We start from the raw sequence: 13,139 nt of genomic DNA on the forward strand, positions 1-13,139 counted from the left end.
GAAAAATTCATTATGAAACTCAAGAAGATTGCTTCTCTGGCGCTGGCCGGCATCATGGCCGTCAGCATGCTGGCTGGCTGCAAGGACGGCGGCAACGGCAACAGCGGCTCTTCCAGCGAGAATACTAATTCTGCTTCTGGCTATTCTGCTATGCTGGGCGAAGCTGTGTCTGATAAAGTCAAAGATATGGATAATGTGGTCTTTGCTGATAATGAGAAAGACCAGACTGCATTGGAAGATGCCGTGAAGAATGTTGGTGCCGCTGACATTCTGAGTGCTAGCAAGAATACTAATTTGCACGATGTTGGTAATAAAGCTGTACTGGCTGACTTTAAGGATGCTGCTGACTTGCATCGTGAAGCACTTCTCAACAGTGCTAAGAGCTTTATTTTTGATGGTGTAACTGAAGTTAATAAGACCCGTAAGGTCGGCGATATCTTCGCTATCGACGGCACTATGGATATGTCTAAGGTGATGAATCAGATTGCTGATGATTACGATAAGTACTTTGAAAAGCTGCAGGAGAATGCTACCGTTATTTCTAGTGGTTCTCCTTCTACTTCCACAGTTTACAACTTTGATTACACCATTTCTGTGAGCGTTGTGAATGTACCTGCAACCTCTGACACTACCTATGTTGGTTCTGTGAACTTCATTGCTGTGACAGTTACTCGCACTGTTGCCTAAACTTTACTTATAACACCCCGGGGCACCATACCGGGAGATGATATAAGGGGCGGGCAGGTGCCAGAGACCACCTGCGCGCTCGGGTAAAACACCCATCCGATGTGGCGGCAAAGAGGAATAGAACCATATTCCTTCTGTTGTTGATCGCACCAAAACAAAAGAACTTTTGCGTCACGAAAGATAGGGTCCCTCTGCGGGGGTCGGCCATACGGCCGGCCCCCGCATTGTTTTGTGCGCGCCGCGGCGCCCGGACTTACTGGAAGGCCCCGGAAATGCTGTCGATGTAGCCGCCGGTGCCGGATACGCCCCGGCCGGCCTCTACCTTAAAATTGAAGGCGGGGCCGTTGAGGGCGGTTTTGTTGGAAAACAGGATGTTGGCCCCCTGGCGGACGGCGGTGGTCGCGTCCTGCCAGACGGGCTGGTCGTCCAGGGCGTTGTTGGTCACCTGGGCGGTCAGGCTGGCATCGGCGGGGATGCTGCCCCCGACAGAGAGCACGGCGGTGGTGATGGGGGCGTCGGCCAGGATGGGCTGGGTCAGGGTCACGCTGGCCGATGTCACGGACTTGGTGAACACCGCCGACAGGCTGGTGCTGGCCATGCCGTCGCTGGCGGTCACCTCCAGGGTGTGGGCCCCGTTGCTGAGCTTGAGAAAACCCAGACTGTCCCCCACGGCGGCAAAGCTCTGGGCTGCCCCCGACGCGCCCGTCAGGGTCCGGGTGACCTCCTCGTCCAGCTTTTCGGTCAGGGACAGGCTGAGGCCCTCCGGGTCGGTGGGGGTGTACTCATAGAGGAACGGGGCGCTGCGGATCCCGATGTTGGCGCCGCTGGTGCCGCTGGGACTGGTCAGGGTGGGGGCCGCATTGGGCTGGATGTTCCCCTCGTCGTCCACCGACAGCCCCTGAGGCAGGATGAGGATGGGCCGGACCCCCAGCTGGGTGGTCTGGCTGGTGGTGGCCGTCCCGCCTGCGGCTGACACCACCCATGTGGTGTCCCCCTGGGCGGAGCGGGTCCGGGTCCAATAGGGGTATGGGCTCCCGTTGGCCTTGGCGATGCGGCGGGCGTCCTGGTCCGCAAAACCCTCGAAATAATCCAGGCAGACCCCTTCGATGGGCATCTCGGGCTGGGTGCTGTCGCTCCAGCCCATCTCGGTGCCCGACAGCAGGAATGCCTTGGCTTCCAGCCCCTCGGCGCCGGCGTGCAGGGTCCCGCCCTCGCGGTAAGGCAGCCGGACGGCCACCAGCTGCTGCTGGACCGTCTCGTCCAGCATGGGGATAAACAGCTGGCTCAGCCATTGGCAGGGGGTGCATTGGGCGTAGGTCTTGCCGCTGCCCCAGGCCAGGGTGCTGGGCAGGCCGGAGGCCATCAGCCAGGTGCCTGCCCCGCCCTGGTAGAGGCTGGGATCCGGACAGCCCTGGTGTACGATGAAAAACTGGGTGGGGGTGCCGTTCAGCTCCAAAACGATGCTGCTCCCCACCGGCTTGGCAGAAAGTGCAGTTGCCATAAGAAACCTCCTTTCAGAATTCGATGCGGGCCTGGGCGATGTTCCAGACGCCGGCGGCGGTCAGACCCTCCAAGGTGGAAAAATCGGCCTCAAAGGGGTGCTGGGTGACCTCGACATCCGCCTGCTCCAGCGCTTCCACCCGGGCCTCCAGCGCTTCCAGGGCTGCGGCGGCCGCCGCCCCCAAGGTGGTGCGGGCCGATGAGCGGTCTGTGTCGCTCCAGGCGGCGCTCTCCCACAGGGAAGCCAGGGCCAGCTTGACCGCCAGAGGCACCAGGGCGGGGGTCAGCGGGGACCACCCGTCGGTCATGGCGGCCAGCTGTCCGGCGCCGGCAGGGGCCAGCCGCAGTTCGCCGCCGGCGGTCAGGGCCAGGCCGTAGCCGCTGCCCAGCTTGATGGGGCCGGCCTGCGCGGCGGTGGGCAGGTCGCTGCGATGGACAAAGCCGGTCAGCTCCGCCTCGGGCACGGCTTCCACCGTCAGGCCGGCCTCGCTTTCCACCGACTGGACCCGCAGCAAGCTCCCGGCTGCGGCGGTGGCCGGCAGGGGCAGGGCGCCCACGTCGGCGGCGTCCAGCACCACCCGGCCGCCCTTGCTGTTGACGCTGATGACCGGCCCCTCCACCGGGGCTGCGCCTTCGGCCCGGAGCGCGGCTGCCTCGGCGCGCTCGGCGGCCTGCTCTGCTGCCTGAGCCTGGGCCTGCGCGTCTGTGACAGCCCCGGCGGCCTGTCCCACGGCGCCGCTGGCGTCCGAGGCGCTCTGGGCGGCCTGCTGGGAGGCGGCCTGGGCCGACAGGGCGCTGGACAGCACCTGGGCCACGAACTGCTCATACAGGGTGGCGGAAGGGGGAGGACTGTCCCCCTCTGTGGGCAGGATCTCGCAGGTGTCGTAACTGCCCGGCTGGGTGTAGGCGTCATAGCCCTGGCCGTCGGTGGCGGTCAGCATCCAGCGCCCTTGCAGAGAGGCGGTCAGCCGCCGGTCCACCGCCGCCTGTCCCAGCTCGTCCAGCAGCAGGGGCGCGGGCAAACTCCCGTCCGCCTGCTGGATGTGCAGGGCCACGCTCTTGCCTGTCCACTCGGGGGGCAGGTCAAAAGCCAGGGTGTCCACCCCTTGGGCGTTCTGGCTGCCCAGGTGCAGCCGGGCGGGCTGGGGTACAAAGTCGGTGCAGCCCGACAGCTGCCGCGGCGTGATCTTGATATGCATCATGGTTGTTCCTTCCTTTCCCGGGGCGCTGGCGCACCCCGCTTTTGCTTTGATTCTAACCCCCGGTCTCCGGCGGCGCCAGCGCGTCCTTTTGCGCGCGGTCTTTTGGCGCAAAATGCGCAAAAAATGGCCCCATCCACTGCCAGAGGAGGAAAAAATTGCATCCGGGATGCAAAATAAATGTTAAATTTCTGTTACAGTATCTTGGGGCCTTTTGAATCGAAAATCGGAGGATGAGGACGGAAACGCCAAAATTAGAACAAAAAGTTTGTACAAATAGCACAAAAAAGATTGACAAAAACATGACGAATGGCGGCCCGCCCATTTGACAAATCGGCCTGTGTCTGCTAAGATAGGACAGCTGCTGCGCCCGGACCAACAGACGATGCAGCGATTAAAACAGACAAACCAGGAAGTTAAACACCGTCCTCTGGGGGCGGCGCCCGGGGGCGGACCGGGATACCAAACCGCCGCACCAAGTGCATCGGAGCAGCCGGACACGCCCGGCTTTTCGGATGCGCTTTTCGGCGGGCGGAGGAAGCTGCCCGCGAACAAAGCCAAACTGTAAAAAGAGAGGAGTTGTTTGTTATCACTTCCGAATGTATGCAGGAAAAAAGGCCGGCGTTCCGGCACCGTGTATTCGCACTGTGCCTGATGAGCCTGGGCCTTGCGCTGACGCTGATGCTGACCACCGTGAGCATCCGCGTGACTTATGTGACCGATTCCAACGGGGCCAGCCAGCTGCTTTTGACCAGCGAGAGCGACCCCACCCGGCTGATGAACCTCTCGGGCATTGAAGCGGCCGAGGGCGACCGGGTCTATTACACCGCGTTCGGGGACAGCCTTGCCACCCTGAACATCGAGCGCGCCTTCACCGTGACGGTGGAGGCGGACGGCCAGCAGACTCCCGTCAAGATGGTCTATGGCACCGTGGCGGAAGCTTTGGAGAAGGCCGGCATCACCCTGGGGCCCGACGACTATACCGTCCCGGCCCAGGATTCCCTTGTGGGCATCGGCAGCACCATCCAGGTGCACCGCGTGCGCTATGAGGAGACGGTGGAGTATCAGACCATCCCCCACGACACCGAGTACGTCTATACCAGCCTGTACTTCCGCGATACCGACCGCACCACCACCCTCCAGACGGGCCAGGACGGTCAGTGCGCCATCACCACCCGCCACCGCTGGGTGGACGGCGAGCTGGAGAACAGCATCGTCACCGACGTGACCACCACCGTGGAGCCCCGGGATGCCCTCATCAAGGCCTATGGCGCGGGGGCGCCTGTCTCCCCCCTGACCGGCCCCGACGGCACCACCAATCCCCCTTCCAGCTACACCCAGGTGCTCACCGGCAAGGCCACCGGCTATTATTCCCGGGGCGGCAATGGCGCCTCGGGCCTGGGCCTGGGCTATGGCACCGTGGCCGTTGACCCCGACGTCATCCCCTACGGCACCCTGCTGTATATCACCTCCACCGACGGGCGTTTCGTCTACGGCTATGCGCTGGCGACCGATACCGGCATCGCCCTGCAGGACGGCCATGTCCTGGTGGATCTGTTCTACGAGACCTACGCCGAATCGGTGCTGAATGGCGCCATCAATGTGAATGTATACGTTGTGGGCTGAGCCCGCAGCGGAGGATCTGTACCTATGCCCCTGCTCCGCACGTTGTGTGCGGGGCGGGGGCTTTTTTGCGTTTGTGTGGAAAGCTCTGTCAGGTTTGCATAGAAAAAAAGTCAAAATTTGTGGTTTTTGTCTATTTACGGTTTTTGGAACGAAAAGATTATAGCGGATTTTATGAAAAAGGCCTTGAAAAATCACCTCGAATTATTTAATATAGTAATGTAGAAACAACCGATGGTCCGGCGCCGTGCCAGGATCAAAGACAAAGGCGGGGGCCGGGCCTGCGGAGGTTTTGCACAACATGCGGGCTGGCGTCAGTCTGCGCCAGGGAGGAGCTGCACATAGTATGAAACAGACCGATGAAATGAAACCGACGACGGAAGAGATGACCCAGGCAGCGGCAGAGCCCGCCGCAGAACCGGCAGCTGCCGGCCAGCCGGCCGAAAAGCCCCTGCGGCATGATCCCCAGGACGATCTGCCTGTTTACCTGTACAAGCAAGGCAATAACTTTGAGTCCCAGCGCTTCTTTGGCTCGCACCTCACCGAGCGTGCAGGCGAAAAGGGCGTCGTGTTCCGGCTGTGGGCGCCCCACGCCGCCGCAGTGAGCGTGGTGGGCGACTTCAACAGCTGGAAGCCGGGCAGCCATCCCATGCAGAAAGTGGACAACGATTCTGTATGGGAACTGTTCATCCCCGGCATGAAAGAGTATGACGTCTACAAATACTGCGTGACCACCCGGGCCGGGGAGCTGGTGTTCAAGGCGGACCCCTATGCCCTGCACGCCGAGACCAGGCCCTCCAACGGCAGCAAGGTCTACGACCTGAGCGGCTTCGGATGGAGCGACAGCGCCTGGATGGAGGCCCAGAAGGCCAGGGATGCCATCAACGGGCCCATGAACATCTACGAGATGCACGCGGGCAGCTGGCGGATGAAACAGGACGGGGACAACTACCTGCCCTACAACTACTCCGAGCTGGCCGACCTGCTCATCCCCTACCTGCAGGATATGGGCTACACCCATGTGGAGCTGCTGCCCATCATGGAGTATCCCTTCGACGGCAGCTGGGGCTACCAGGTCACCGGCTACTTTGCCCCCACCAGCCGCTACGGCACCCCCAAGGACCTGATGGCCTTTGTGGACAAGATGCACAACGCCGGCATCGGCGTCATCATGGACTGGGTGCCCGCCCACTTCCCCAAAGACCAGTTCGGCCTTTATATGTTCGACGGCGAGCCCTGCTATGAGGACCCCAACCCCCGCCGCGGCGAGCACAAGGAATGGGGCACCATGGTCTTCAACTTCGGCATGAAGGAAGTGCAGAGCTTCCTGATCTCCAGTGCCCTGTACTGGCTGGAACAGTACCACATCGACGGGCTGCGGGTGGATGCCGTGGCTTCGATGCTGTACCTGGACTACAACCGCAGGGACGGCGAGTGGGAGCAGAATGTCAACGGCGGCAAGGAGAACCTGGAGGCCATCGCCTTCCTGCAGAAGCTGAACACCGCCGTGCTGACCCGCCACCCCGAAAAGTACATGATCGCGGAGGAGTCCACCGCCTGGCCCAAGGTCACAAAGCCTGCGTCGGACGGGGGCCTGGGATTCAACTTTAAGTGGAACATGGGCTGGATGAACGATATGCTCAGCTATATGTCCAGCGATCCCATCTACCGCTCCTACAACCACAACAAGGTCACGTTCAGCTTCTTCTACGCATTCAGCGAGAATTTCATCCTGCCCATCAGCCACGACGAGGTGGTGCACGGCAAGTGCAGCCTCATCAACAAGATGCCGGGCGAATACGAGGACAAGTTTGCCAACCTGCGCACCTTCTTTGGCTATATGATGGCCCATCCGGGCAAGAAGCTGCTGTTCATGGGCCAGGAGTTCGGCCAGTTCAACGAGTGGTACGAGGCAAAGCCTCTGGACTGGATGCTGCTGGACTACGACAAGCACAAACAGCTGCAAACCTACGTCAAGACCCTCAACCAGTTCTACAAGGACACCCCCGCCTTCTGGCAGGTGGATTACAGCTGGGAGGGCTTCCAGTGGATCGTCCCCGACGATTACCAGCAGAGCGTGGTGGCTTTCCTGCGCAAGGACGCGGCGGGCAAGCAGATCATGGTCGTCTGCAACTTCACCCCCGTGCTGCGGGACGGCTACATCATGGGCGCGCCGGTGTCGGGCACTTACAAAGAGATCCTGAACAGCGACGATGCCGCGTTCGGCGGCTCGGGCCAGTACCACAACAAGAGCGTCCGCTCCAAAAAGGTGCCGATGCACGGCTTTGACCAGAGCATCACCCTGACCCTGCCCCCCCTGAGCACCATCTATTTCGAGGTGCCGGCTCCGCGGGCGCCCAGGGCTGCCAAGACCACCAAAACCGCCAAGGCTGCCGCCGAAAAGGGCACCGCAGCCAAAAAGACCACCAAAACCACCAAGGCTGCCGGGGAGAAAAAGACCACTGCGGCCAAGCGCACCACCAAATCTAAAGTGGAAAAGGGCGCGCCCGCCAAGGAGCCCAAGGCTGAAAAGAAGCCTGCGGCCAAGCGCACCCGCAAGCCCAAGGCGGACAAGGCTGCCGAGGAATGAGGGCGGCCGCACCGGCGGGCAGGCGGCCCGGCCGGGTTTGAGTGTTGATTTTCGCCCCTGACCGACGGGGGCGCAAAAGCAAAAGGGGAGAATAAAGTTATGGCAAAAGAAATCGTGGCAATGATCCTTGCCGGCGGACGTGGCTCGCGCTTGTACGCGCTGACACAGAAAACGGCAAAACCGGCGGTGTCCTTTGGCGGCAAATACCGCATCGTGGACTTCCCGCTGTCCAACTGCGTCAATTCCCGCATCGACACTGTGGGCATCGCGACCCAGTACCAGCCCCAGAAGCTGAACGAGTACATCGGCAACGGCCAGCCCTGGGACCTGGACCGCCTGTATGGCGGCGTGCACACCCTGCCCCCCTATGAGCAGGCCAAGGGCACCGACTGGTATAAGGGCACCGCAAACGCTATCTACCAGAACATCAGCTTTATCGAGACCTACAACCCGAAGTATGTCATCATCCTGTCGGGCGACCAGATCTGCAAGCAGGACTATGCAGACTTCCTGCACTTCCACAAGGAGAAGGGCGCCGATTTCTCGGTGGCCGTCATGGAAGTGGACTGGAAGGAAGCTTCCCGCTTCGGCCTGATGGTGGCCGATGAGGACGACCGCATCACCGAGTTCCAGGAGAAGCCCCCTGTGCCCAAGTCCAACCTGGCTTCGATGGGCATTTACATCTTCAACTGGGATATCCTGAAGAAGTATCTGGAGGAGGACGAGGCCGACCCCAACTCCAAGAACGACTTCGGCATGAACATCATCCCCGCCCTGCTGCGCGACCACCGCAAGATGTACGCCTACCATTTCAAGGGCTACTGGCGCGACGTGGGCACCATCGACAGCCTGTGGGAAGCCAACATGGAAGTGCTGGACCCCGAGAATTCGGGCATCGACGTCTTTGACGAGGAGTGGAAGATCTACAGCCGCAACCCGGTGCTGCCCGCCCAGAAGATCGGCCCCCGCGCGGTGGTCGAGGATTCGCTGGTCACCGAGGGCTGCCGCATCTACGGCAGCGTCAAGCACTCGGTGCTGTCCGCCGGCGTCATCGTGGAAGACGGCGCTACCGTTGAGGACGCCGTGCTGATGGACGGCGTGGTGGTCAAGGCCGGTGCAGTGGTCAAGCGCTGCATCCTGGCAGAGGACGTTGTGGTGGGCGCCGGCGCCAAGATCGGCGGCGAAGGCGCCATCGCCCATGTGGGCACCGGCCTGACGGTGGGTGCCGGCGCAGTGGTGAAAGAGGGCGCCAAAGTATTTGATTCGGTCAAGGAGGGCGAGGAAGTATGCTGAGCCAGAACAACAATGCGTTGGGTATTATTTTCCCCAACAGCTACGATAACACCGTACCCGAGCTGGTGACGGAGCGCACCATGGCGTCCATCCCCTTCGCGGGACGGTACCGCATGGTGGACTTCATCCTCTCCAGCATGTCCAACTGCGGCATCACCAACGTGTCCATCGTGGTGCGCAAGAACTACCACTCCCTGATGGACCACCTGGGCACCGGCCGTGAGTGGGATATGGCCCGCCGCCATGGCGGCCTGAACATCGTGCCTCCCTTTGCAGAAAAGGGCGTGCGGATCTATTCCGGCCGCGTGGAGGCCCTGGCTTCCATCCTGGGCTTCCTGGAGCACCAGAAAGAGCGCTATGTGGTCATGTGCGACGCCAACATCGCCGTCAACTATGACTTCAACGCCCTGCTGGCTGCCCATCAGGAGAGCGGCGCCGACATCACCGTGGCCTATCAGAAGACCGAGATCCCCGAGGGCCGCAAGAACGACAACTACACCCTGACCATCGATGAGGACGGCCGTGTCACCGAGCTGCTGCTCAACGACTACCGTCCCGGCGTCCAGAACCTGGATCTGAACATCTATGTGCTGGAGCGCGAGACCCTGATCCGCCTGGTCAAGGACGCCACCGCCCGCGGCCTGATCTACTTCGAGCGGGATATCCTGGCCCACAACGTGAACATCCTCAACGTCCATGCAGTGGAGTACACCGGCTATGTGGCCCACATCTGCGACATGAAGAGCTACTTCGACGAGAACATGAAGCTGCTGGACGAGCAGAACCTGGACGCCCTGTTCCCCAAGAACAGCCCTGTCTACACCAAGATCCGGGACGACAACCCCACCCGCTATGTGACCGGCTCCAAGGTGTCCAATTCCCTGCTGGCCGACGGCTGCACCATCGAGGGTACGGTGGAGAACTGCGTGCTGTTCCGCGGCGTCAAGGTCAAGAAGGGCGCCGTGGTCCGCAACTGCGTCCTGATGCAGGATACCGTCATCGAGAAGGACGTGGAGATGGAGTATGTGGTCACCGACAAGAATGTCAAGATCACCGCTGGCAAGAAGCTGTCCGGCACGGCCAGCTTCCCGGTCTACGTTCAGAAGAACCACACGGTCTGAACCGGCCCGGACCATCCAAAGCGAGGAGGTATTGCGCGTATGAAAATTCTGTATGCTTCATCCGAGGCCACGCCCTTTGCCAAATCCGGCGGCCTGGCCGACGTGGCGGGCGCCCTGCCCAAAGCCCTGGTCCAGGACGGAGTGGACGCCCGGGTCATCATGCCCCTGTACGGGGACCTGGGCTTCCGTGACCATCTGGAGTATGTGACCAACTACTCGGTGCCTGTGGGCTGGCGCAGCCAGTACTGCGGCCTGTTTACGGCCCAGTGGGACGGCGTGACCTACTACTTCCTGGACAACGAGTATTACTTCAAGCGCCGGGGCCTGTACGGCTTCTACGATGACGGCGAGCGTTTCGCCTTCTTCTCCCGCGCCGTGCTGGAGACGCTGTTCTATCTGGACTTCACCCCCGACATCATCAACTGCAACGACTGGCAGACCGCCCTGGTGCCGGTGTACCTGAACCTGTACTACCGCCATCTGGATAAGTTCAACCGGATCAAGACCATCTTCACCATCCACAACATCGCCTATCAGGGCAAGTATGGCCTGGAGATCCTGGAAGACACCTGCGGCATCGGCCATCGCGATCAGCACATCGTGGAGTACGACGGCTGCGCCAACTTCATGAAGGGCGCCTTTGAGACGGCCGACAAGATCACCACCGTCAGCCCCACCTACGCCCAGGAGATCCTGGACCCCTGGTTCAGCTATGGCCTGGACGCCCTGCTGCGGGAGAAGCAGTATAAGCTGTGCGGCATCCTGAACGGCATCGACACCGACGCCAACAATCCCGCCACCGACCCTGCCATCCCCTACAACTACACCACCGCCAACTTCCGGGAGGGCAAGGCTGTCTGCAAGGCGGCCCTGCAGGATCAGTTTGGCCTGCACAAGGACGGCAGCCCCGTCTTTGCCATGATCAGCCGCCTGGTGGGCATGAAGGGCTTCGACCTGGTCCAGAGCATCGCCGACGGCCTGGTGGATCTGGGCATCGAGCTGGTCATCCTGGGCACCGGCGAGAGCCAGTATGAGAGCTTCTTCTCCGACCTGGCCGCACGCCGGCCCGGCCGCGTGGGCGCCTACATCGGCTTCAACACCGCTCTGGCGCAGCAGATCTATGCGGGCGCGGATTCCTTCATCATGCCCTCCAAGAGCGAGCCCTGCGGCCTGTCCCAGATGGTGGCCTGCCGCTACGGCACGCCGCCCATCGTCCGCGAGACCGGCGGCCTGCGGGATTCCATCCAGGACTCCAGCAAGGGCCATGGCAACGGCTTCACCTTTGCGGGTTACAGCGCCCACGAACTGTATGACGCCTGCTGCCGCGCCAACGCCGCTTACTACGACAAGGAGAACTGGGAGCACCTGATCGAGTACGCCATGAACTGCGACTTCAGCTGGGGCGTCTCGGCCAAGAGCTACGAGGGCCTCTACAACGAGACCGCCAACCTCTGGTAATGCCTGTGCGGCACGACCGCTGCTGAATCCTGCATAAAAAGACCGGCGCTTCTGTGTCCAAAGACACGGGGCGCCGGTTTTTGCTGTGCAAAAAAGAAGCCCGCCGGAGCCTTTCCCTGTGCAGGAAGGGCCGCGGCGGGCTTTTATGCCGGCAGGACCGGCTTTGGGATCATTCTTCGGCCGTCAGGGGACGCAGGGTCAGGCCCTCTTTTTCGGCCAGTTTGCGGCCCATCAGCACGCCCATGACGCTGGCCATCATCAGGCCGCGGGTCCAGCCCGAACTGTCTCCCAGGCAGTGCAGGCCCCGGATGTTGGTATCCAGGTTCTGGTCCATCCGCACCTTGTTGGAATAGAATTTCAGCTCAGGGCTGTAGAGCAGGGTCTCGTAGGCGGCAAAGCCGGGCACCACCATATCCAGCATCCGGATGAACTCGATGATGTTGGTCATGGCGCGGTAGGGCATGGCCGCGGTGATGTCCCCTGCCACCGCGTCGGTGAGGGTGGGACGGACGTTGCTGCGGGCCAACTCCTCCGGCCAGGTGCGCTTGCCGTCCAGGATGTCCCCGTACCGCTGCACCATGATCCGCCCGGCGCCCAGCATATTGGTCAGCTCGCCCACCTTCTGGGCGTAGGCGATGGGCTGGTTGAAGGGCTCGGTGAAGTTGTGGGATACCAGGATGGCCAAGTTGGTGTTCTCGCTCTTTTTCTCCTTATAGCTGTGGCCGTTCACCACCGCCAGGTCGTTGTCGTAGTTTTCCTGCGCCACAAAGCCGCCGGGATTCTGGCAGAAAGTGCGCACCTTGTTTTTCCAGGGGCGGGGGTAGCCGATCAGCTTGGATTCATACAGAACCCGGTTGACCTTTTCCATCACCTCATTGCGGCACTCCACCCGCACGCCGATGTCCACCGTGCCGGGCTTGTGGGCGATGTGGTGCTCGGCGCACAGCTTTTCCAGCCAGTCGGCGCCGCGGCGTCCGGTGCCGATCACCACCGTGTCCGCATAGATGGTCTGGGTCTGGCCGCCCGGCTGGCGGACCAGCACGCCCCGGCATACATCCCCTTCCAGCAGGATGTTTTCACACTCGGTGGAGAACAGCATCTCCACCCCCTGGGCCTGCAGGTGTTTTTCCACCGCCAGGTACAGCTGATGGGCCTTTTCGGTGCCCAGGTGGCGGATGGGGCAATCCACCAGCTTGAGGCCGGCCTTGATGGCGTTCTTACGGATCTCCCGGATCTCCTCGCCGGTGTAGATGCCCTCCACATGGGGGTCGGCCCCGAAGTCCAGATAGATCTTGTCGGTGTAATCGATCAGCTGCTGGGCAAAGTTCTCCCCGATGAGGGTGGGCAGGTCGCCGCCCACCTCATAGGACAGGCTCAGTTTGCCGTCCGAGAAGGCGCCCGCCCCCGAGAACCCGGTGGTGATGGCGCAGGTGGGCCGGCAGTTGACGCAGTGGCCCAGCTTGGCCTTGGGACAGCTGCGCTGCTCCACCGGTTTGCCCTTTTCGATCAGCAGGATCTTCTTTTTGCTGCCGTGGCGCAGCAGCTCCACGGCGGTGAAGATGCCGGCAGGACCGGCGCCCACGATGATCAGATCGTATTTTTCCATGGCTTGATAACTCCTTGCATAAAAAAGTCCTGTCTGCGCGGTGAGGTACAGGCAGGACGCGT

The 13,139-nt window shown here is 61.6% G+C and carries 9 protein-coding genes; 6 read left to right on the forward strand and 3 right to left on the reverse strand.

The features are described from left to right. Positions 1–687, forward strand: a 687-nt coding sequence (locus tag B5G12_RS12175; protein WP_522731441.1) for a hypothetical protein, incomplete at its 5' end; no start/stop codon positions are given. Positions 688–940: 253 nt separating this feature from the next. Here the strand turns inward: B5G12_RS12175 and B5G12_RS12180 are convergent. Continuing rightward, positions 941–2,188 carry a DUF6273 domain-containing protein gene (locus tag B5G12_RS12180; RefSeq protein ID WP_087325095.1) on the reverse strand — a complete coding sequence of 416 codons (1,248 nt, stop codon included), beginning with the start codon at positions 2,186–2,188 and terminating at the stop codon, positions 941–943. A 13-nt stretch (positions 2,189–2,201) separates the two neighbouring features. Further along, the gene (locus tag B5G12_RS12185; RefSeq protein WP_087325096.1) at positions 2,202–3,389 is read right to left on the reverse strand and encodes a hypothetical protein; all 1,188 of its coding nucleotides are present in this window, start codon (positions 3,387–3,389) and stop codon (positions 2,202–2,204) included. 576 nt (positions 3,390–3,965) lie between these two features. Between B5G12_RS12185 and B5G12_RS12190 the strand changes: the two genes are divergently transcribed. The 5 genes from B5G12_RS12190 (at position 3,966) to B5G12_RS12210 (ending at position 11,471) form a co-directional block, all read left to right on the forward strand. After that, positions 3,966–5,012: a resuscitation-promoting factor gene (locus B5G12_RS12190; protein WP_242956032.1), complete on the forward strand. Its 1,047-nt coding sequence runs from the start codon at positions 3,966–3,968 to the stop codon at positions 5,010–5,012. Between the two features lie 343 nt (positions 5,013–5,355). After that, positions 5,356–7,599 (forward strand): 1,4-alpha-glucan branching protein GlgB, encoded by a 2,244-nt coding sequence (gene glgB / locus B5G12_RS12195; RefSeq protein ID WP_522731442.1) that lies wholly within the window; start codon positions 5,356–5,358, stop codon positions 7,597–7,599. Between the two features lie 99 nt (positions 7,600–7,698). Then, entirely contained in the window at positions 7,699–8,892 is a 1,194-nt protein-coding gene (locus tag B5G12_RS12200; RefSeq protein ID WP_087325097.1) for a glucose-1-phosphate adenylyltransferase, read from the forward strand. Continuing rightward, positions 8,886–10,013 (forward strand): glucose-1-phosphate adenylyltransferase subunit GlgD, encoded by a 1,128-nt coding sequence (gene glgD, locus B5G12_RS12205; RefSeq protein WP_087325098.1) that lies wholly within the window; start codon positions 8,886–8,888, stop codon positions 10,011–10,013. The genes B5G12_RS12200 and glgD overlap by 7 nt, the downstream gene beginning before the upstream one ends. A 39-nt stretch (positions 10,014–10,052) precedes the next feature. Further along, complete coding sequence (locus B5G12_RS12210; RefSeq protein ID WP_087325099.1) at positions 10,053–11,471, forward strand: glycogen synthase; 1,419 nt, start codon at positions 10,053–10,055, stop codon at positions 11,469–11,471. A 169-nt stretch (positions 11,472–11,640) separates the two neighbouring features. Here the strand turns inward: B5G12_RS12210 and B5G12_RS12215 are convergent, their stop codons facing one another. Then, entirely contained in the window at positions 11,641–13,077 is a 1,437-nt protein-coding gene (locus B5G12_RS12215; protein WP_087325100.1) for an NAD(P)/FAD-dependent oxidoreductase, read from the reverse strand. Positions 13,078–13,139 lie beyond the last annotated feature (62 nt).

The sequence above is a fragment of the Faecalibacterium sp. An58 genome (assembly GCF_002161515.1).
GTDB classification, from domain to species: domain Bacteria; phylum Bacillota; class Clostridia; order Oscillospirales; family Ruminococcaceae; genus Faecalibacterium; species Faecalibacterium avium.